The organism is Dysosmobacter sp. Sow4_B12, from assembly GCF_052116665.1.
Classification (GTDB): domain Bacteria; phylum Bacillota; class Clostridia; order Oscillospirales; family Oscillospiraceae; genus Oscillibacter.
The window spans coordinates 51,075-70,556 of record NZ_JBQKKR010000002.1 but is presented as its reverse complement, the minus strand read 5'-3'; the positions used below and the strand labels follow the sequence as shown (position 1 = coordinate 70,556).

Below are 19,482 nucleotides of genomic sequence, written 5' to 3'. Positions count from 1 at the left end.
ATTATCTAAACTCCTTTTCTATTGCTGCTTGAATTTCCTCAGCGATATTCTCAGGAGCTATTTGGCTAACAATCCCCATTATTTGTCCTACGAGTTTACGCTTACTCTTGTCGAGCTTTGAAAGGTTGTCTGTGAAATATTTGGATTTCTTTTCTTCCTTCTGCTCAACAATCTCCGTTTCTTTCTTTTCTGCTTTCTGTGTAGCAGAAGAAACATTCTTTTTCTCAAATTTATACTGAATCTCTTTTTGAACACGCTGTTCTGGGGTCAACGTGCTACTTGTCGTCAGAGTTTCAACAGTCTTTTCGAGCTTCTTTTTGGCAGCATCTTTTTTCTTTCTTGCATCTTCAACCGTAGCTTCCATGCGGCTCTGCTCTTTTTTGTCAACAAAACCTTTTGCGTGTTTCTCTTGAAGTTTTGCAACAGCATCATTATAGGCTTCCAACTTCCTATAATGGTTTTTGGTCTCGTTAGCCACATGATACAAACGATGAAGCTCATCATAGAAAAATACTCTAAGCTGTTCTTCCAGATTTATTCTTGCCGGAGTTTCGTTAAAGTAGTTTCTCTGAGAGTTAGGAATAAGATTCTTATCAACAGTAAAAATCTCTCCTATAAAATAGCTGTTTCCTCGGTCCTCCTTGAATAAGGACGCAACAGCCGTATTATCTCCGATTTGGATATTTCCTTGTCTCAATCTAAATCCATACATAGGATTTAATGCCTTGGGAATAGCCTTTTCAAATCGGCACAAACCATACCATGCCCACGCTATCAATGTTTTTCCATCGTAAAAATCCTTAAACTCTACGCCAAAAACATCGTCATAGATTTTTCGTGCATTTTCTGCACCTTCATATAAACGAGTTTTATATTCCTTAAATAGCTGCGCTCCATTAACGGTAACCTTGTATTCGTCAATGGTAAAGCCGAGTTTTTTAGCATGACCATAAATATCATGCCTATAATGGAACTTGTTTGTATACGGAACAGGGGCAACAAAACTCAAATAATCACGCACTCCAGCGGTGTCAAGCAAATCAGTATTTTCGTGGTTAATATCAATCAGCTCGACCTTGAAGTAATGTTTGTCCTTTTCTTCCGTGTCAGTTTCAGTTGTTACGATTGCATCAAGAATTTCATCAACGGTATACTTCTTGTCCGAAATCAACATCTCACGCATCAGCTTCGCATCAAAGCTCATTCGAGAAGCTACCGTTTCTCCTGCGTATGATGTTGTAAATACTAAAGTCCGGCAATATGCCAAACCGCAAAGTCGTCCAATACCACGGAAACCCTTGTCTACACCAATCTTTTTGTCGGAGTTTGCAATGTCACCCAACTGTGCAACGAAATCTTTTTCTCGTACACCCGTAGCATTATCTTCAATCGAAACATATCGTTTCTTTTGGTCGATGAAGATTGCAACTTCTGCTAATTCGGGAGTTACAATTCCGCTATCTATTGCCTTGTCAATCTGGTCACAGGCATTCTGCACATATTCTCTGTAGGCTACCTTTGAGTCTAAATACATACCCGTTGTCAGATTTTCAAGAATATTCTTTCCTATCTTAGCCATGTCATTTCACTTCCATCATTTTATCTGTTTATAAATTGGCTTCGGGAATTTGATGTGCAGCATAGACCTAAAGATAGGATTTTGCACAATGTATTCGCCTTGCTTTAATCTTGTCATCATTGTCTTATATACAGCCGGAACACTCTTGTAATCACTCTTTGTAACCTCGATAGAGTTTGTTCTTCCGTATGCATGAGTAGAACAGTTACCCGTTACTCTATCATGGATTGCACTTCTGAACTGTTCTGCAGCAAACAGAACCACACCTAACGAACGACCTCTTTCAGCAACATCGAGGATCTGCTGAAGAATCGGAGAGTGACGAGGTGCATCTTTAGAGGCATACTTGTTCAGCTCGTCGATAAAAATAACAATTCTGGACGGAGGTGCTACGCCCTCATCTCCGTTGTATTCACCAAGCTGCAAGTTATACAGTGTCCTAACTGCATCACCAAATACATACGCTTGCTTATCTTCAGAAAGTTTTGCGATGTCAATGACATGGACTTCGTTCTTTTGGATGTACTTCAACGAATCACCAAGTCTTGTTTCTGCCTTGCTTTCATCAACAGCTCTTGCAAAAATGGCGGTCTTGTCGTTAATCGCCTTATTTACAATACGGTAGAACTTTCGCCAGCTTGAAATAGGAATTTCCTTGTCGCTTGTTCCGCCAGCATTACATTTTTCTTTAATGGCTTCAAGGAACTCCTGCCAATCATTGACAGAACTAAATTTACCTTGACCAGCCATAATATAATTGATGATTGCATCCATTGTCTGAGTGGTATCATCAATATTGGAGAACATCAAATCCAAGTTATTGCGGTCATACTTGTAGATATACTTGAATTTCTTTGCTTTTTTCTTCTTTACATTGTCAGCTACTTCTTCCGGCTTCAAATACGTATTCCAGTATTTTTCAGTGGAATAAGGATAGTAATATGTTACATTTTGGAAAGGCTCTGCTGACAAGCCTAATTCCTCATACATAGCAAGGTTTTCTTTTCGTGCCTGTTCCGGATTATCTTCGTCGCTGTAATCATTTGGCTGGTCAATGGTTAAAAGATCTCTGCCCTTAACATTAAACATTACAAACGCAACGGAATCTTCCTCATCCTCGCTATTCAAATATCTATCCTGGATTGCTTTCATCAAGAACATTGCATAGGATGTTTTTGCAGCAAGTCCAGAAATACCAGAGATATTCAGATGTGCGCCCTCTGGTCCGATAATAAATTTAGAGTTCAACCGTACAGGAAGCATTACCTTTTCACAGCCAGCGGTTCCTTCGTACATTTCAAGATAGCCACATACCAACGGATTGCGAATATCTTTTAAGCCTAATGCGTATTCAATTTCGTTGGCTGTTGCAAGGTACACCTTTGCATTGCTTTGACAAGGGATGTAGATGTTCTTGGTATTACATACAACTTTAGCTTGAACATAGTTCATGCCAACACGCAAAGTAGGACTTTCTACACCCACATCACCGAAATCACTTGAAATGTAATTTGTTAAAAAGCTCGCTGCATCGGTAATATGAGATATATCCTCAATCATACCATATGAAAAAGAGCCATTAACGTGTTCGACTTTTACAATGTCAAACGGATTTAATATCAGCGTCGGATTAGTCCAAAACGCAAAATTATCAATAGTCGTAGGGGCTTTTTCTGTTGCCAACACTCGACCTATAATCTTAGAATCTGTCACAATATTTCCTCCTTAGAATAAGTGCAGAAACATTTCTGTACTCATGTATTTGCTTTTCACAAAAGATTCTGTCAAGAAAACGGGGTAAAGATGGTTTGCCCATCTCTTGTCCGTACCATAACACGTTGGAGTTCGCTCATTTATCAGCGTAGCACTCAACAAATCAATTTCATCACTGTCTATGCCGATACCATATTCCTCATCCATAAGTATCTTTTCGACCTTAATCACACCATCAAAAGGAGTTCTGGTGTGTTTCTTATCTCTGATTCTTATATACCAGACTGCAAACTGGACATCTCCCAAAAAAGCCTTGTTTTCATAGAGCGCAACTGGCGTTCTATGAAATAGAGGAAGGTCAGCGATGTAGTTCGCATTCGGTTTACCAGTATGGTCTAAGATGCTTTCGGGATTAAAGGATTTTGAAACACCTATAACCCAACGATAGTTGTGCTTTATCTTTTGAAGTTCTCGTAAATCGCCCCTGCCGGTTTTCATCGGTTTGTATTCAAGAGAACCATCTTTCAGCAAATAATTATTCTGATTGATTCTGCCTGCTTTCACAAGCTCTGCAACCATTTCCTTTTCAGACTGTATCATGTAGTCTTGGATGCAAGCTATGCCGCTATCCTCGACTTTGCCTTTTCTCTTGTCTTTTGGCATTGTGTACGGAAGAATAGCAGAGAACTCAATCCCTAATCGCTTCAACTCAGCACTCTTGTTTAGCTTTACTGTTTTTGCTGCGAAGAACTCTTCATCGCCCCACCCATCTGCATTGCATACATTGGGCAATGACAATACGAGCCTTCTGTAAAACTTCTCGGCGTGCATAACGCCATCTACTCGTCTGCAACATCCAACACCAACTTGTCCAGCTACAACTGGATAAACTTGCTTGTTGTATGAAATATCGTCAACTTTATAGGCATGGCGTGAACCGTCTAAGAAATAGCTGATAACAGGGGGACTACCAGCTAACTGTCTTGCATAGTCTCCGAGGGGGACTGGCTTTTTGTGACGTGTGGTCTCGCCAGATACTTGCCATTTCATTATTTTACTGCCATCATCGTCATAATCAAACGATGGCATTCCTATGGTATCAAACGAATACTTTTCTGTATTATAGCTTTTGCCATTCGTTTCTTTGGCTATTATCTGCATTATCTTTGCCATAGTGTTACCTCCTCAATTAAGTATCATCTTCGTCAAAATCAACCTTAATTGAGTTAGCATTGCAAAAAGCACTGATTTTTTTCATAGCAGCATAGTTCGGTTTTGACTTCCCACGCTCCCAACGATTCACTGTTGAGAACGATACACCTATCTCTTTTGCAAAAGATTCTTGACTAAGATAAGCGACCTTTCGGATGTATTTAATTCCTTCTGAAAAATTCATATTCTCACCTCTATAATATGCGGTGTTTATACAATAACTCACTATAAATTATAGCAAGTTTGCTATGGAAATGCAATAGCAGAGCTATGAAATTACGAAAGAATTTACAAATCTCCACCTCTAAAGCGGCTTTTCAATAACATTATGCTACTTGATACTCTATACCTTGCTATGTAATTGCGGTCAAAACATCAAGTAGAGACCTGACATTTTGACCGCAAATCAACCTTTATTGATACATTACTTCATCATTCGTCTGTAACGGTCTCTGCGTTCGCTCAAATGGTCTTTCATTCGTTTATGATAGGTCTCTGATGGACATATCCACGGGAACCGGCTGACTGTCCGGCACATACTTGTGGTGGGGTACTCGCTCAACCTCCAATCTCATATTGTAGAAGAAGTTGCGATATCCGTCATCGGTTGCTTCTTCGTTCAGCATAACAGCCAGACGGAAGAAGTTTTTCTTTGCAGTCGGGTCAACTGCCAGAGCTGCGGCGTGGCGAAGTCTTGTAACGGTCAAGCCACGGTTCGGGCATCCGAAAGTGAACAGGATTTTCTTGTCATTCATACTCATCATCATTGTGTTGTCCTCCTTAGTCGTTGTCGGATTTTGCATTAAATCTATTCTGTTTTGCGTATTCACTTGCTTTCTGTCTGCGTTCCTCGCTCATCGGAGGTTGCAGACGAATGGATAATCTGGACTTTTCCAGAACATAAGAAACCCCGCCTTGCTCACAGGACTTTTCCAGTCGGCACAAGTCGGGGTACTTCTTGCTGAAATTCGCCAGTCGCTTTCGCAATCCGGCATTGTAGGTGTAAATGCTTGCTGTGTCCTCGCCCTCATTGAACAGGACAATGGTTTCTTTCTCATACTTCGTTAGCTTTGCCATATTCGTCCTCCATGTCATAGGTGCTAAGTTCTGCCAGTTTCATGGTCAGCTCGGCATCGTAGTAACTCTCCATTTCCTCTCGGAGAGTGCGGAAGAAGCACTGATACCAACGCTTCGCATCGTCCGTGTCCAGCTTGATTGCCAGTCCCAAGAAAAATTTCTGGGTCTCGTAGTCGGGAGCAATCGCCGCAATCATCTGGAGACGGTCAACCGTTGCTTCGTGATTGGGGCATCCGAAAGAGTACAGAGCCTTCTTCTCAAAAATGTTCATCTTCATTGTGTTTTCCTCCTAAGATTTTGAAAAATTAAAAGCGACAGAGACTTCACAAGGAAATACCTGTCGCTTTGTTGTCGATATGAAATTGTTGGGTCAGGACTTGATGAATTCACGCAGTCCGTAATTGATAGCGGCTATTCTGATAATCAACCATTCAGCAATATGAGGGATGATAAAGACCACAAAGGCAACCGTCAGCATTCGGAGTGTATCTGCTCCTGTGCCGATGCCAAACATCCATCCGGCAACCGCTATCAGGAACATCAGCCCTGCAAGCAGATTGAATATGACGGTCGAGAACTGCGTGAGGAAGATACCGACCCATTGTATCAGGGTGACTGCCACAATCAGCGGCAGTACCAGCAGCTTTAAAAACATCTTTATCAGAGCCATGTTTTTCTCCTTACTCGGTATGTGGGAAGAATGGACTGTGGAAGATTTCGCACATCAGCAAAACGCCCATTGTGAACCCATACTTGAACTGACACTCATTTGTCATGTTGCCCTCGTCTGCGTAACTGTCGCAGAGCTTTTCAAGCATGGCATAATCCTCCGGGGACAACTTGCCCTCAAAGTATGTCATAGTCTCGGAGATATGTGCGGAAGTCTCTTTGAACTGCTCGGATTTCGGCACAACATTCTCACTTGCATAAATATCTCCGTTGAATAATGCTTCTAATAACATAAAACGCTCCTTTCTCAGCAGTATATCAATTCTGCCTTGATGATTTCCTCTGCCTGTGCTTTGCAGGCATTCATACGGCGAACCCATTCGAGTTGGTTTTCAGCTTTCAGCCTTTCCGTGATACCGTCTCTTTTTGCAAGTTCCGGCACGATCAGCTCCATGCGTGTTCGTGCGGACTGCTCAATCTCTGCACAATGCTCATAGAGCTTTTCTGTCAGCACCAAATCCGTGTAGAGGATAGGACGGTATTCTTTCAGAAAAGCCTTTCGGAGCATACCGTAGTGTCCCAGACGGATATTCGGTTTTTCCAGTCGGATGTCGGGAATGAAATAGTCCCCACACTTAATATAATTCAGTTCCATAATCATGCTCCTTTCCTCGGTGCGATTTTCGGCTCTAACTTCGGCATATTGCAGACGGGAACAAATACGCCCTTTGCCACATCCTCTGCACGGATTGCTTCTTTCTTGGCATCCATTTCAGCCTTTTTCTTGGTTTTGATTTTATCCTCATAGCGTTTCTGTGCCCCGCTTGCTTTTCGCTTCAAATAATTCTGATGCAGTCTGTCCTTGCGTTCTTCACGCTTGCGGATTTCTTCCAGTTCTTCCGGGGTCAGCTCCACTTCCATGAAATGGGGTGGAACAAACTTACCAACGAAGTTGAAATAAATCTCGATTTCCTGCGTAGTCTCTCGGCTGCCCTTGCGATCACGCTCATGGACGAGGATTTTATCAATAAATTCGTTCAGCATGGCAATAGTCAGATTGTCGAAGTTCTCATATTTCTCAATCAGAGAAATAAAGCGTTCTGCGGACTTCTTGTTTTTCTCGTGGTATTCCAGAAATTCTTCCAGAGCTTTCACCTCGGATTTCAGTTCAGCCTGTTCCTTGCCGTACTGTGCATCCAGAGTGGCATATCTGGCATCCGGCAGCTTGCCCAGGATGTTGTCCTCATAGATTTTGCAGAGCAGGACTTCCAGTTCATTCAATCTGTTCTGTGCTGCGATCATCCTGTTTCGCTTCTTTTTTACATCGGATGCAAAATGACTGTCCTGTGCTTCCTGCACCACACGGACAAATTCGGCTCGGTCATGCTGTGCATACTCGGCAATGGCTTTCAGCAAATCTGAAATCAGTTCCAGAACCACATTTTCATTGATGCGGTGCTGTGTTTTGCAGAGCGTCCCGCAAGGAACTTTGGTGTACTGGGAACAGGTGTACTGTGAGATACGCTTGCCATTGTTGGTACGGTGAACATACATCTTGCCACCACAATCCGCACAATACATCAAGCCCGTCAGCGGTGCGACCTCGCCCCATCCGTCTGGGTATCTGCGGACTTTGCTTCTGACTTTCTGTGCAAGGTCAAAAGTCTCCTGGTCAATAATGGCTTCGTGGGTGTCCTCAAAAATCGTCCATTCATCTTCCGGCACATAATGACTTTTCTTGTCCTTAAAGTGCTTTCGGGTCTTGAAATTGACGGTATGACCGAGATATTCACGCTTATCCAGAATGTTGACGATGGTAGAAGAACCCCAACCATATACATCCTTGAATGTCTTGTTTTTGTTCACGCCCTCATTGTGCGTTGCCAGATAAGCAGAGGGAATGAGTACCTTTTCTTCTTTCAGCCTGCTGGCAATCTGATAAGGACCCATGCCCTCGATTGTCATGGCGAAGATACGCTTCACAATCCCTGCGGAATATTCATCCACAAGCCATTGGTCTCTGGTTTCATTCCAGAGATAGCCGTAAATGACTGTCCCTGTGACGTGCTTGCCGGATTTTCCTTTGGACTGGAAAGTGGAGCGAATTTTTCGACTTGTATCTCGTGCGTAATACTCGTTCATAATGTTTCTGAACGGGGTAAAATCGTCGTCCCCTCTGGCACTGTCCACGCCGTCATTGATGGCAATGAGACGGACACCTTTCTGTCGGAGAATTTCCATTATCTGACCGACTTTCAGATAGTCACGCCCAAGGCGGCTCATGTCCTTTATCAGCAGATATTCCACTCGTCCAGCTTCAACTTCTTTCATCATTGCCAGAAATCCGGGACGGTCAAAGCAAGTGCCACTTATGCCATCGTCCGTAAAATGGACTGGATTCGGGAAGCCCTGAGAACGGGCATAGTCTTCCAACTGGCGTTTTTGATTGGATATGCTGTTGGATTCGCCCTCTAAGTCATCATCACGGCTTAGTCGCTCGTACAGGGCAGTTATCATTCTTGTATCCATGCGATTTCTCCTTTCTTCGATTATGTAAGGTTGTATGTTTTAGGCGACTTCCTAATCGACTGATTAAGAAGTCTTCTAAAGCATACAGCACCCGCGGCCTGCTTGAAAATCTTGTATTCCCGGACGGCGATGTGTTCCGGTTCTTCCTCCTCCAGTGCTTCAAAGAGAAGGTCCAGAGGGGATTGGAAATCATCATCGTCCTCTCTGGCGCCGCCGTTCTCGATCATATACATGACCATCTCAAAATTCTGTTCTTCCGGCGGGGCCTCATGGAGCAGGTACAGGATCAGGGCGGTATCCAGGGCAATTTCGGACTTCTCCCAAAACGGGTCATTCTGCTGCGCTCCTTTGGGCGTGGTGTTTTTGATAAGGCTGTTGACCAGCTTCATTGCGTCCTTATCGTCCCGGATGTAGGGGAACGGATTAAAGGCGTCGGAGTGGCTTGGATCAATCAGGTCAAATACCTTGATGACATAGCCTTTCTCAATGAGCAGCGGCGCGATGGCCCGCAGCACCTCTCCTTTGGGATCGGTGACGAGAAAGCTGCTATTGGCCTGCATCAGATTGGGCTTGACGAAGAAGCGGGTCTTGCCGGCGCCGGAGCCGCCGATCACGATTTGCAGAAGATTGCGCCGGTGCTTTTTTCCGTCCAGTCCCATGCGGACATTTTGACTGAGGATTGTGTTTTTCATTGGGTCTTTGTCTCGGTACTTTGCGTTGAGCTGTCTGGCACTGCCCCATTTTGCGCTGCCGTGTTCCTCACCCGGCCTGCGGTTCTCCTTCGAGGACTGATACAGCACGATTGCAAAGGCATAGGCCACCAGCGCCCCCAACATGAAGCGCAGGGTGTACGGCGTCCAGCGGACGGAAAAGGGACGCTCCACCAAAGCAGTGAAGCGTCCCATCAGGTCAAACACAGTCATTCCTTCCTCATAACCATACGCCAGAATGGCCGCCAGCCACAGAACAGGAACGGTCAGAAGTACCCACGGCAGAAAACTGTTGTCATTCTTTTTCATGTTTTATCAAAAAATTGAAGCTGTCGAAATGTGTCTCAAATTGAGACGCATTGTGTTTAGTAGCCGGTGCGGGGCAGCTTTGCGGGCTTACCGTAGACGGTCGTCACCCAGCGGGTCACAGCCTGTACCCACTGCCCGTTGTAGACGCCGCCTGCATCTGCCACGTTGACAAAGCTGCTGCCGGCGGCAAGGCCAGAGGCAGCGGTGCAATAGAGGGCGGGGGCTTCGACCTGAGCAAAGCCGGCCGGGGCTTGGCCAAACACAAACATGACCTCCGTTACCCGCTCATTGGCGGCAAGGCCCAGAGCTGCCGGGGACGCAACAAGGGAATAGTTCTGCCGGGTGCTCAGATTGTCGGCCAGCGTGCGATAATCTCCGGCGCCGTTGACCTTGTAGACGATCTTATAGCTACCAACAAAGTTGTAGGTTCCGGTCACAACTTTCTCCAGCCTTACAGCGGTGGGAAGTGTGTCGCGCCAATAGAAATTTTCAAGGCGGGTGTTGGAACGGTTGGCGATCCCGGAGAACACATAACGAACGGGCTGGCCGCTTACCACTTCCTTGGGGCCGGTCTTGACGATAGAAACGCCGGTAATAAGAGATTTGTTGGTGACTTCAAAGGTGACGATCTGGCCTTCGTGTTCCAGGTAGGCCGTCAGCACATTTTCAGAGACTCCGTAGTTTTCCGGGGCCTTGACCTCCCGGGTGGTGTACCGGGACAGCGGGAGCTGCTTGGATACCGCACGACCCCGGCTATCGCTCCGAATGGTGTCCACCACATTTCCGGCCTTGTCGTAGATTTCAAACACTGCTCCTTCCAGCAGTGTCCCCGCAGGCAGGCCATTGGTGGGATTGTAGTCCGCGGACTTCTTGATGAGCTGAATTTGCGCTGTGATAGGCGTGTTCTTCCAGGTGATCTCCGTAGTCTTACCAGCGGTCACATAAACGGTTTTGAGCTGGGTGTCCGGGATATATCCTTCGTTTTCCAGCTCCCGCAGGTAATAGCGGCCACCGCTGGGGAGGTCGTCGATGTAGACATATCCCCGCTGGTCGCTTACATATTCACCGATGGGATTTTTCCCGCTGTCGTACAGCAGGAAGGTCACACCGTAAATGCCCTTGCCGGTGGTGGAGGAAATCTTGTGGATCAGGATGCCGCTGAACGCCTTGTTGGTAACGGGCAGCTTCGTGGGCTTTCCATCTTTCACGGTAAAATAGTGCGGGGTATCGTCCAGCTTGTAGCCATCAGCCGCCTGGGTCTCAACGGCGTAATAATCCCCATCCTCCAGAGTCAGGAACACTCTGCCGTTTGCGTCTGTGGTAACAGTGTCCACCAGCCCGTCATCCATCCTCCGAACCTCAAAGGTCACATTGGGGATTCTGACCTCCGGGTGGTCTGCATCGGTTTTGATGATCTCCACGCCGCCCACGGGCTTGTTGTAAAAGTAGAGCGCTTGGGTATCGTCCGGGTTCACCACAACGGTCTGCGTCCGGGTATTCTCGTCGATGGTGTAACCGGGGATGCTCTCCAGCTCCGTTACGACCAATGTGCCCGTGACCCCTTTCAGGATGATTTGGCCTGCGGCGTCCGTGTAGTACAGGCCGTTGCTGCTGACCTTGCCGTTTTCATCGGGGACAAACTCGCCATTTGCCGTAGTAATTTTGAAGGTCACGCCCTCCAGCGGGGTCTTGCGGTCCGTGCTGAGCTTGTTGATGATAAGGCAGCCCACAGGGGCGTTCTCAAAGATGACGCTGTTGGGGGTATCTGCTTTGATTAAAATGGTCTTGGGCGTGGTATCCCGGACGTAGCCTGCCGGGGCCTTTTCCTCAGAGATCACCAGTGTCTGGCCCGGCTGGAGACCCGTGATGGTGACAAGGCCGTTGCGGTCGCTGGTGTAGCGGCCATTGTTGGTGCCGATGGCACGGCCCTCCGCGTCTGTCACCAGGAACTCCGCTCCGTCCAGAGGCTTCTTGTCCGTGCTCTGCTTCAAAATCGTCAGCGCGCAGTCCCGCTTGTTCCAGAACGTCAGATTCTGTGCGGGGCCAGCCTTGATAAGAATATCCTGGGGTGTCCCATCCAGCACGAAACCGTCCGCAGTCTTGATCTCACGGGCAATAACAGTGGTGCCGGGTTCCAGGCCGGTGAGGACGATTTCACCCGCCTTATCCGTGTAGTACACGCCGTCATCGGTGCCAACGGCGGCACCGCTGCCATCGACCACCTTGAAGGCAACGCCAGACAGCGGCTCGTTCTCCGTGCCCTCGATGTACTTGTGGATGACCAGCGTGGTGGCAGGCTCATTGTCAAAGGTCAGGCTGTTGGGGACGCCGCTTCTGACTACAATGGTCCTGGGCGTTTCATCCTTGATGTAACCGATGGGAGCCTTATCCTCGGATACGATGATGGTGGAATTGGGCGTCAGGCCCGTGACGGTCACAGTGCCGTCGGAGCCGGTGACAAACCGCCCGTTGTCCGTGCCGATGGGCTTACCCTCGCTGTCTTTGACGATAAACTCCGCTTTTGCCAGCGGCTTCTTTGTCAGTGCGTCCCGCTTCAAAATGGTAAGGTTGCAGAGGGGTTTATCGTAAAAGGTCAGCGGGGAATTTTCACCCGCCTGCACTGTGATGGTCTGAGGGGTGCCGTCCAATGCGTAGCCCTCCGGTGCGCGTATCTCCTTTGCCACGATGGTCGTCCCGGCAGGCACCTTGGGAAGCTGGATGGAGCCAGACTTGTCCGTGGTGAACTCGCCGTTGGAAGTGCCGATAAAGGTTCCCTTATCATCGGTGACAAGGAAGGTGGCTCCCTCCAGCGGCGTCTTGTTGGCATCGTCCGCCAGCTTCTTGACGAGGGCGGAGCCATAGGGCTGATTGCTGAACCGCAGCGTCACAACGTCCTGGTCCTTGCCGGTCAGCAAAACCGTCTGGGGCGGGGTATCGATGGAGTAATAGGGGCTGGCTTTGGTTTCCTCGACAATATAGGTGCCAGCCTTTAGGCCCGTAACAACAAAGGCGCCGTTTTCCGAAGTGGTGTAGGTGCCAATGACCGTACCGCCGGTGCCGGAGGTGCCACCCAGGTAGCGTACCTGGAACTCTGCTCCCTGGAGGGCGGCCCCGGTCTTAGCGTCATACTTGAAAACCACCAATGCGCTGAGGGGACGGTTTTCCCAAATCTTGACCGCGCTTTCGTTTCCTGCCAGATAGAACTCCTGTGTCGGCTCATCCGCAGGGGCAAAACCTGCCGCCGGGGCTTCCTCCATCACTTTATACCAACCGCTGTTGAGCGCGTCACCCGTAAAGATGATTTCGCCGTTTTCATCGGTATAGAAACTGCCCAGGTCATCCAATGTGCCGGTCGTGGTGTTGTCGGAACCCCACCAGATATGGAACTTGGTGTTGGGGATGGGGTCCTTCGTGATCTCGCACCGCTTGATGATTTTCAGCGAAGGCTTGACTGCATTGAAAAACGTCACCGTCCTGGTCTCGCCAGGGCCGAGGGCGATGGTTTGCGGAATGTCGCAGAGGATCACATCGGAGGGTACATTGACCTCCGTGACTTTATAACTGCCCACGGGGATGTTTTCAAGGAAGATGCGGCCCTTGCTGTCGGTGGTGGCGGAGGTGCTGTAACCGCCGTCGATCTGCTCGATTTTGTAGGTCACATGGGCAATGGGGTCGCCCGTGGCGATGTTTTTCTTCAAAATCTCAAGGCCGGGCTTCTGGTAGTTGGTGAAGGCAGCCTCCACCGTCCCAGCTCCGGCCAGCAGGGCGATGTCCTGGTGGGTTCCGGTCTTGATGTAAGGCTCCTCGACCGACTGTTCGGTAATCCGGTAGACGCCGGGCTGGAGGTCCTGGAGGACCTTCTCTCCGTCCACGGTGACTGTGGTGGAGTAACTGCCGGTCAGGGATTCCACCAGGAAGGTGGCTTTGACCTTGGCGTAGGTCTGGGCATCTGCCTTGGTGATTTTCAGGCTGGGCAGAGGGCTGTTGCTGGCAGAGACAGTGTACTGCTTATTGCCGTCGGTCACATCCACATAGACGCTGTGGGGCGTGGGGTCCAGGGCATAGCCCTCCGGGGCCTCCACCTCCACAAACGTCCACAGGCCCTTGGTCACATCGTTGACTGTGATGATGCCGCCACCGGAGGTCACATCACTGCCGACGATCTGGCCGTCCCGGTAGATATTGTAGACCGCACCATCCAGGCCACGGGTGGTCCCGGCAATCACCTTTTTGAACGTGATGTCGCCATCACCGGCAACGGGAGGAGGCGGATTGTCTCCGCCCTCCGGCTTATCGTCTGTCACGACCTTTCGGGCTGCGTGGTAGGCAAAGAAGCTCTGGCGGCCGGATACGCCGGAGATAGCGAGAACGGCCCACTTGCTGGACGTATCCTCCACGATAGACGCCTGCTTGCCCTCGGCGGCGTACTGTTCCACCTGAGCCTGAAGCTCGGCATCCTCTTTGGCTTTTTGCTCCAGCATCCAGTTATAGTAGCCTACATACGTTTCGTAGGTGTCCGCATTGGCAAAGCCGCCTGCGTCAATGTCGCCAGAGGTATCGCCGCCCGCGGATTTGTCGCTCTGGTTGTCCCAGATGTAGGTCTGGAGCGCCATGAACAGGCTGCCGGGGATCTCTCCGGTGTAGTCCGCGATATAGGACATCATCCATTTAACGTTCTCCTTGGTAATGGCGTCCATCTCACCCAGTCCGGTCTTGGCGATTGCTTTCTCCCACAGAGCATCCGCATCCGCGCCGGTGGCGCTGGTGTAGGAGTAGCTATTGAGGAAGCTGGCCGTGCCATACCGATAGGAATAGCCCAGATCCATGCAGTAAAGCTGTTTGCCTGCGGCCATGGGCGGACGGTAGGAATAGGGCTGGCCGGTAGATGTCAGCCGGGTGGTCCAGCGGTTGGGGTCTGTGGTCGGCGTGATGCCGGTGCCGGTGGATGTTGCGGCGAAAGCAGCAGTTGGGATAAGCGTTAGTAGAATTAAAAACGCGAGAATAAAGTGTGAAATTTTTGTAAATTTCTTCATTTTTCGACTTTTCCTCCTGTCACAAATAAGTGCTTTATTTAGAATAAGTAATGCGCCTTTCAAAATCGTTGCATATAATTATTCTTAGAATTGAAACATCAATCGCAAATCATCATACATCAGAAAGGCGGATTGGCATGGTAACATATAGCGATCTGATTCAAATTGGAATTTTGGTAGTGGCAATCATCCATTTATGCTTTGCCATAACGAAAAACAAACAATGAGCAAGGACGCTTATCCTTGCTCATTGAACAATTAAGTTAAGTTAATAAGTGGCCCCATCTACCCACGTAATCACATAGCCATCATAAAGGAAAAGCTGAACGCAGTACCAGCTTTCCTCTCCGCTGGCGTTGACGCCTTTGGCGATACCCACGCCGATGGAGGATAGGCGGTCGTTGAGGATATTCCGCAAATGGGTTTCAGAATTAGCCCAGCCATCGACAGCCGCTTCCGCAAGTCCAACGCCATGCTGCGCCAGATACCGGGTGGCAATGCGGTGGATGTTCTCTGCTGTGTACGGACAATCTGTGACGGTGTAATACTGCCTGCCGTCCGGGCGGGTATGGCTGTAAGTCGTAGTCGATGCCATTTCCTCTGCCCGGACCTGCGCAGCCTCCATCAGCTTGTCGTTTGTGATGAAAGTAGACAGGCCGTGCTTCCGGCGCAGGTCGTTGGTCAGGCCTACGATCTCTTGGCAAACATCTTCCGTGTTCAGGACGGTTTCGTTCACCACCCCCTGTCTCGGTGCCTCGCCCGTATAAGGGGCATCGCTGTCTACCTGAACGCCGTCCTTCCAAAAGACATTGAAGCCGACAGCTTGTCCGACGTCCCGGAGTTTGACATAGTTATTGCCGTTGATCGTGTATGCCTCCATCTGCACCAGCTCGCCGTCCACATAAATGGGATGGTTGCTCCGCTCTGCTATGATCCCGGCGGCATAGGCAGTGGTCCCACCGAACAGAGCCACCCCCACCAGCAGCCCAGCGGCAAAGGATGTATATGATTTTTTCATTGTGTGCTTCCTCCTGTCATAAGAATAGGCGGCATTTCTGCCTACTATTATTATGGCAAAATTATACAAACTTCGCAAAAAATCAAACTTTCATCACCAAATGCCTTGTCGAAAAGCGTCTCAAATTGAGACGCTTTTTTAACCGCACATCATACCTCCACCGCTTTCACGCACCAGCGATATTCCCGCTGATCCCGGACGCAGGTAAAGAGCGTAATGCGGTTATCCGTTGTGGCAGCAGTATCGCTGGTATCGTTCTCGCTGATTTTCTCCACACTGATAACGGAATAGGTACGAGTCCCCAACTTCGTTGTCAGGGTGATCCTGTCTCCCGGTTCCAGCGTGTGGATCTTGGCAAAGTGGTTGTTCACACCCCGGTTATGTGCCGCGATGCAGGTATTCCCGGTAAAGAAGCTGGTGTTTTCAAAATGCCCCGCTCCTTTTGCCAAGGCCGTGCTGGTTCCTTCATAGACCTTGACGGTCAGGCCGATAGCAGGAATTTTCAGTGTCCCCAAATGGCCGCCGCTGTAATAGAGGTCAGAAGTCACTTCCGTAAAGGGTGCGGTGGTCGTCGTTCCAGTCCAGGTACTTCCGCCGTTGATGCTGGGATAGGTCACGCTGCCGACAGAGGGGATCAGGCCACCGTCTAAGGCACCGGGGACAAGGTTGGGAGTCAGGTACTCACCGCTGCCGGGCAGGTAGCTGGTGGGCGTACCGAAACCGGGCGGGATCAAAGCGGTATTCTTGCTCCTATCCACATTTACCGGCGCCTGTTCATAAATCGTCTCGTCGCTGGTGGGCCGTCCGAACAGGTAATCGTCCGGGGCGCCGATGTCATATTCCAGCGCGTGAGCCGGAGTAACGGCCAAAGATGCCATCAGAGCTGTGAAGATCAGCAGATGTTTCCAACGCTTCATTTCGTGAACTCCTTCCATTCCTTTTTGGATTTGAATTTCTTGTACTGGGACACTCCCAGGAAGGCCAGTCCTCCAACACCGGCGCAAAGGGGGAGCGCCGCAAGCCATGACAGGCCGCCTTTCTCTGCGTTATCATTCTGATCCGCAGCCTGCTCCTGTGCGTCCGCGCTTCCGCTGAATACGGCGGTATAGGTGACTGTGCCGCCTGTGATCCGGGAAACATCCCCGATGTAGTCGGCGGTAATGATGTAGCCCTTGACGTAGCTGCTGGTAGCAACGCCTGTGTAGGTTGCCGTGGCGTGATAGAGGCCGTTGTCCTCCTGCCAGTCCACATCAGCCAGGGTCAGCGTCCGCTTGTTGTCCTCTGTGGTTTTGGGGATCAGGGACACATCGGCATCGGACAGGTTCGGGTAGCTTCGGGTCGCGGTAACAGTACGGGTAGAGGAGCCGTAGCCGGACGCCTCGGTTTTAATGCTGGTGGTATCCAGCGTCAGCAGGCCGGTATAGCCGTCCTCTGTGGTGACTTCCCTGGTGGCCGCAAGTTGGGGTAGGATTTTCTCCATATCTTTGCTGTCGCTCTCCAGAGTAATGGTCTCCGTATGGGGCTTCGTCTCGCGTTCCACGTTATCCTGCCGGGTCATATCCAACAGGGTATAAAGAACGCCTTCCCGTTCAAAGTCAGCGGTGGGAATGGCGGCGGGGTCCTCCCAGGTGTTCAGCACATAGATTTTTTCCAGCCGCGGGCAATCTCCGTCAGTATGCTCCACGACCTCCGTGGGATAAAGGGCGGATGAGGGGGCGGTGTCAGCGGCCAGGGCCACGCAAGGCAGAGCGCCGCAGAGCGTGAACATGGCAAGGATAAGGGCAATCGTACGTTTCATGTGGTTTCCTCCTGATTCATTGTAAATGATCGAAATATGTCTCAAATTGAGACGTATTTCCAGACTGTTGCCCCGCCGATGGCTTGCGGCGGGGCGTAGGGCTGGCAAGTTTGCTGAGCGTGCCAGCCAGCGGGACGGCTCCCAGCATAGCAAAAGCCGCCATTGGCGGCTTTTGGGGTGTTTTCCCCTTGATTACCGCATAAGACGGCGAACGGCCCAGTCAAGGCCCGGCCAGTCCGCAGACTGGCCGGCTCGCGGGCGATTGCGCCAGCAATCGTCCGGCCTTGACGGGGATGCTTGCCGTCTTATCATCCCCGAAGGGGAAAACACCCCGTACAAAGGTTTTACCGGGCGGCCCGGTTGACGGGGGCACGGCTCCGCTGCTGGGGTGTGATGGCCTGCTCGATGGAACCGCCGATCTTCTTGCTTATATCCTGGATGCTGTCAAGGGCGCCCCGGCGCTGCTGTGCGTCCCAGCCCTCGTACAATTCCGGCAGGCGGCTCATATCGGGGAGGTCGCGTTCAATACCAAATCTTCGGCAAAGGATGTAGGACACGCTCTGGGCGTCCAGCTCACATTCCTGCCGGTCATAGGAGGCGTTGTATCCTTTCGCATGGATGCGGGTATGGGCGATCTCTGCCGCAATGGCGGAAAAGGCTTCGCTGTCCGGGTAGTTGGGATTGATATACAGCGCCATTTCCTGCATATCGTAGAAAGCGGCCTGGTCCAGTTCCGGGTCACTGTTCACCGGAACCACGGCATAGTTGAGAAGTGTAGCGAGGGCGTTCTCCATTTCTTTCGTGTCATCCTGAAGCTGGAAATGCTTCAGCTCCCGCCCTTGCGTCTGCGACAAGTCGTAGGCATCGGAGAGAGAATAGCCCTTGCCCAGCGTAGAGCGGGCAAAGATTTTCATGCCCTTGTTGGCTTCCGTATCAATGACGGAGCGGTTCAGGGTTTTCCAGCGTTCACGGGTGCCGAAGATCGTGGCCTTCTCGTTTTGCAGCATGGCAAGGGCGATGTTGCCGGCGCTGTATGTGGGGTTATCACCCTGCATTTCCAGATACCGGGCGTATGCCTCCGGGTTGCTGGTGATCTCCGTTACACCGGCGTCCTGCATAGCGACGATGCTTTCACGCTCTGCCTGCCGCTGGGCCTTCCATTGGGTATCTGCTTCCGTTTTTCTGCTGATAAGGGCTTCCAGATTTGCCATGATATATGTTCCTCCTATACATGATTATCGGGCCTTGGGTGGGGCGCTGCGGCCCTGCGGTGTTTTCGCTGTTTTCATGCTCTCGGACGCTGCTTGCAGGGCTGCCAGCCGTCCTTTGACGGACGGCTTTTCAGAAGTCGGTTCCGCCGTACTCGTCCTCCTCTGCGAGGGATTCGAGGTATTCCCGCGCTGTGGTGAGAAGCTGTCTCGTTGAGCGCGGGGGCCGTCTTTTTTTGGCGATTCCCCCTGGACCGGTGCGGGATAGCCCCGGCGCTCCATAAACAGATTGACCTGGGACACGAAATCCGCATTGGTGATAAGGTCTACCATACCGCTGTCGGAACGTTTATCCTTGACGGCCGCATACAGGACATTTTTCTTGGCAAACACCTGAAACTCCGCCAGGTCACTTTCCTTGACGCGGAACACTTTCAGCTCTTTGCCCTCTTTCAGCAGGCGGGCCATGTTGGTCTTGCCCACCAGTCTTTTGTTGTCCTTTGCCAGCGCCCAAAGAAATGCAGCCAGGTTTTTGCTCCCAGCCGCCAGCAGCTTGATACTGGCCTCCGTCAGTTGGATGCTCTCTTTCACCATCAGGTCGGCCACTTCTCCGCTTACATCCATGTT

Annotated in this window: 18 protein-coding genes; all 18 read right to left on the bottom strand. The window is 50.0% G+C overall.

What is annotated here, in order from left to right:
- Nucleotide 1 precedes the first annotated feature (1 nt).
- Nucleotides 2-1,579: an ATP-binding protein gene (locus ACTQ4R_RS04230; protein WP_441626178.1), complete on the bottom strand. Its 1,578-nt coding sequence runs from the start codon at nt 1,577-1,579 to the stop codon at nt 2-4.
- Nucleotides 1,580-1,594: 15 nt separating this feature from the next.
- Nucleotides 1,595-3,292 (bottom strand): ATP-binding protein, encoded by a 1,698-nt coding sequence (locus ACTQ4R_RS04225; RefSeq protein ID WP_441626176.1) that lies wholly within the window; start codon nt 3,290-3,292, stop codon nt 1,595-1,597.
- Between the two features lie 12 nt (nt 3,293-3,304).
- The gene (locus ACTQ4R_RS04220) at nt 3,305-4,465 is read right to left on the bottom strand and encodes a hypothetical protein (RefSeq protein WP_441626174.1); all 1,161 of its coding nucleotides are present in this window, start codon (nt 4,463-4,465) and stop codon (nt 3,305-3,307) included.
- Nucleotides 4,466-4,481: 16 nt separating this feature from the next.
- Complete coding sequence (locus ACTQ4R_RS04215; protein WP_227148691.1) at nt 4,482-4,688, bottom strand: helix-turn-helix domain-containing protein; 207 nt, start codon at nt 4,686-4,688, stop codon at nt 4,482-4,484.
- Nucleotides 4,689-4,986: 298 nt separating this feature from the next.
- Nucleotides 4,987-5,271: a ferredoxin gene (locus ACTQ4R_RS04210; protein ID WP_441626172.1), complete on the bottom strand. Its 285-nt coding sequence runs from the start codon at nt 5,269-5,271 to the stop codon at nt 4,987-4,989.
- 13 nt (nt 5,272-5,284) lie between these two features.
- Nucleotides 5,285-5,581, bottom strand: coding sequence for a molecular chaperone (locus tag ACTQ4R_RS04205; RefSeq protein WP_441626170.1), 297 nt, complete (start codon nt 5,579-5,581; stop codon nt 5,285-5,287).
- Complete coding sequence (locus ACTQ4R_RS04200; RefSeq protein WP_441626168.1) at nt 5,559-5,858, bottom strand: ferredoxin; 300 nt, start codon at nt 5,856-5,858, stop codon at nt 5,559-5,561. Before ACTQ4R_RS04200 ends, ACTQ4R_RS04205 begins: the two co-directional genes overlap by 23 nt.
- Nucleotides 5,859-5,951: 93 nt before the next feature.
- Entirely contained in the window at nt 5,952-6,251 is a 300-nt protein-coding gene (locus ACTQ4R_RS04195) for a hypothetical protein (protein ID WP_441626166.1), read from the bottom strand.
- 10 nt (nt 6,252-6,261) lie between these two features.
- Nucleotides 6,262-6,543 carry a DUF6809 family protein gene (locus ACTQ4R_RS04190; protein ID WP_441626164.1) on the bottom strand — a complete coding sequence of 94 codons (282 nt, stop codon included), beginning with the start codon at nt 6,541-6,543 and terminating at the stop codon, nt 6,262-6,264.
- Nucleotides 6,544-6,557: 14 nt separating this feature from the next.
- Complete coding sequence (locus ACTQ4R_RS04185; protein WP_441626163.1) at nt 6,558-6,905, bottom strand: TnpV protein; 348 nt, start codon at nt 6,903-6,905, stop codon at nt 6,558-6,560.
- A gap of 2 nt (nt 6,906-6,907) precedes the next feature.
- The gene (locus ACTQ4R_RS04180) at nt 6,908-8,779 is read right to left on the bottom strand and encodes a DUF4368 domain-containing protein (RefSeq protein ID WP_441626161.1); all 1,872 of its coding nucleotides are present in this window, start codon (nt 8,777-8,779) and stop codon (nt 6,908-6,910) included.
- Nucleotides 8,780-8,799: 20 nt separating this feature from the next.
- Complete coding sequence (locus ACTQ4R_RS04175; protein WP_441626159.1) at nt 8,800-9,798, bottom strand: type IV secretory system conjugative DNA transfer family protein; 999 nt, start codon at nt 9,796-9,798, stop codon at nt 8,800-8,802.
- Nucleotides 9,799-9,854: 56 nt separating this feature from the next.
- A complete protein-coding gene (locus tag ACTQ4R_RS04170; RefSeq protein ID WP_441626157.1) occupies nt 9,855-14,831 on the bottom strand; it encodes an MSCRAMM family protein in 4,977 nt (1,658 codons plus the stop codon).
- Nucleotides 14,832-15,099: 268 nt separating this feature from the next.
- Nucleotides 15,100-15,849 carry a CAP domain-containing protein gene (locus ACTQ4R_RS04165; protein WP_441626155.1) on the bottom strand — a complete coding sequence of 250 codons (750 nt, stop codon included), beginning with the start codon at nt 15,847-15,849 and terminating at the stop codon, nt 15,100-15,102.
- A gap of 149 nt (nt 15,850-15,998) precedes the next feature.
- On the bottom strand, nt 15,999-16,766 hold the full coding sequence (locus ACTQ4R_RS04160) for a class D sortase (RefSeq protein WP_441626153.1): 768 nt from the start codon (nt 16,764-16,766) through the stop codon (nt 15,999-16,001).
- The gene (locus tag ACTQ4R_RS04155) at nt 16,763-17,647 is read right to left on the bottom strand and encodes a hypothetical protein (protein WP_441626151.1); all 885 of its coding nucleotides are present in this window, start codon (nt 17,645-17,647) and stop codon (nt 16,763-16,765) included. The genes ACTQ4R_RS04160 and ACTQ4R_RS04155 overlap by 4 nt, the downstream gene beginning before the upstream one ends.
- 344 nt (nt 17,648-17,991) lie before the next feature.
- A complete protein-coding gene (locus tag ACTQ4R_RS04150) occupies nt 17,992-18,858 on the bottom strand; it encodes a hypothetical protein (protein WP_441626149.1) in 867 nt (288 codons plus the stop codon).
- A 24-nt stretch (nt 18,859-18,882) separates the two neighbouring features.
- Entirely contained in the window at nt 18,883-19,449 is a 567-nt protein-coding gene (locus ACTQ4R_RS04145) for a PcfB family protein (protein ID WP_441626147.1), read from the bottom strand.
- Between the last annotated feature and the right edge of the window lie 33 nt (nt 19,450-19,482).

Excerpts from the sequence above, each read along its gene's own strand:
- ACTQ4R_RS04205 (WP_441626170.1), bottom strand. The coding sequence starts at position 5,581 with ATGGCAAAGCTAACGAAGTATGAGAAAGAAACCATTGTCCTGTTCAAT.
- ACTQ4R_RS04175 (WP_441626159.1), bottom strand. The coding sequence starts at position 9,798 with ATGAAAAAGAATGACAACAGTTTTCTGCCGTGGGTACTTCTGACCGTT.
- ACTQ4R_RS04150 (WP_441626149.1), bottom strand. The coding sequence starts at position 18,858 with ATGGCAAATCTGGAAGCCCTTATCAGCAGAAAAACGGAAGCAGATACC.
- ACTQ4R_RS04215 (WP_227148691.1), bottom strand. The coding sequence starts at position 4,688 with ATGAATTTTTCAGAAGGAATTAAATACATCCGAAAGGTCGCTTATCTT.
- ACTQ4R_RS04185 (WP_441626163.1), bottom strand. The coding sequence starts at position 6,905 with ATGGAACTGAATTATATTAAGTGTGGGGACTATTTCATTCCCGACATC.
- ACTQ4R_RS04155 (WP_441626151.1), bottom strand. The coding sequence starts at position 17,647 with ATGAAACGTACGATTGCCCTTATCCTTGCCATGTTCACGCTCTGCGGC.
- ACTQ4R_RS04145 (WP_441626147.1), bottom strand. The coding sequence starts at position 19,449 with ATGGTGAAAGAGAGCATCCAACTGACGGAGGCCAGTATCAAGCTGCTG.
- ACTQ4R_RS04170 (WP_441626157.1), bottom strand. The coding sequence starts at position 14,831 with ATGAAGAAATTTACAAAAATTTCACACTTTATTCTCGCGTTTTTAATT.
- ACTQ4R_RS04230 (WP_441626178.1), bottom strand. The coding sequence starts at position 1,579 with ATGGCTAAGATAGGAAAGAATATTCTTGAAAATCTGACAACGGGTATG.
- ACTQ4R_RS04220 (WP_441626174.1), bottom strand. The coding sequence starts at position 4,465 with ATGGCAAAGATAATGCAGATAATAGCCAAAGAAACGAATGGCAAAAGC.
- ACTQ4R_RS04200 (WP_441626168.1), bottom strand. The coding sequence starts at position 5,858 with ATGAAGATGAACATTTTTGAGAAGAAGGCTCTGTACTCTTTCGGATGC.
- ACTQ4R_RS04195 (WP_441626166.1), bottom strand. The coding sequence starts at position 6,251 with ATGGCTCTGATAAAGATGTTTTTAAAGCTGCTGGTACTGCCGCTGATT.
- ACTQ4R_RS04160 (WP_441626153.1), bottom strand. The coding sequence starts at position 16,766 with ATGAAGCGTTGGAAACATCTGCTGATCTTCACAGCTCTGATGGCATCT.
- ACTQ4R_RS04190 (WP_441626164.1), bottom strand. The coding sequence starts at position 6,543 with ATGTTATTAGAAGCATTATTCAACGGAGATATTTATGCAAGTGAGAAT.
- ACTQ4R_RS04180 (WP_441626161.1), bottom strand. The coding sequence starts at position 8,779 with ATGGATACAAGAATGATAACTGCCCTGTACGAGCGACTAAGCCGTGAT.
- ACTQ4R_RS04210 (WP_441626172.1), bottom strand. The coding sequence starts at position 5,271 with ATGATGATGAGTATGAATGACAAGAAAATCCTGTTCACTTTCGGATGC.
- ACTQ4R_RS04165 (WP_441626155.1), bottom strand. The coding sequence starts at position 15,849 with ATGAAAAAATCATATACATCCTTTGCCGCTGGGCTGCTGGTGGGGGTG.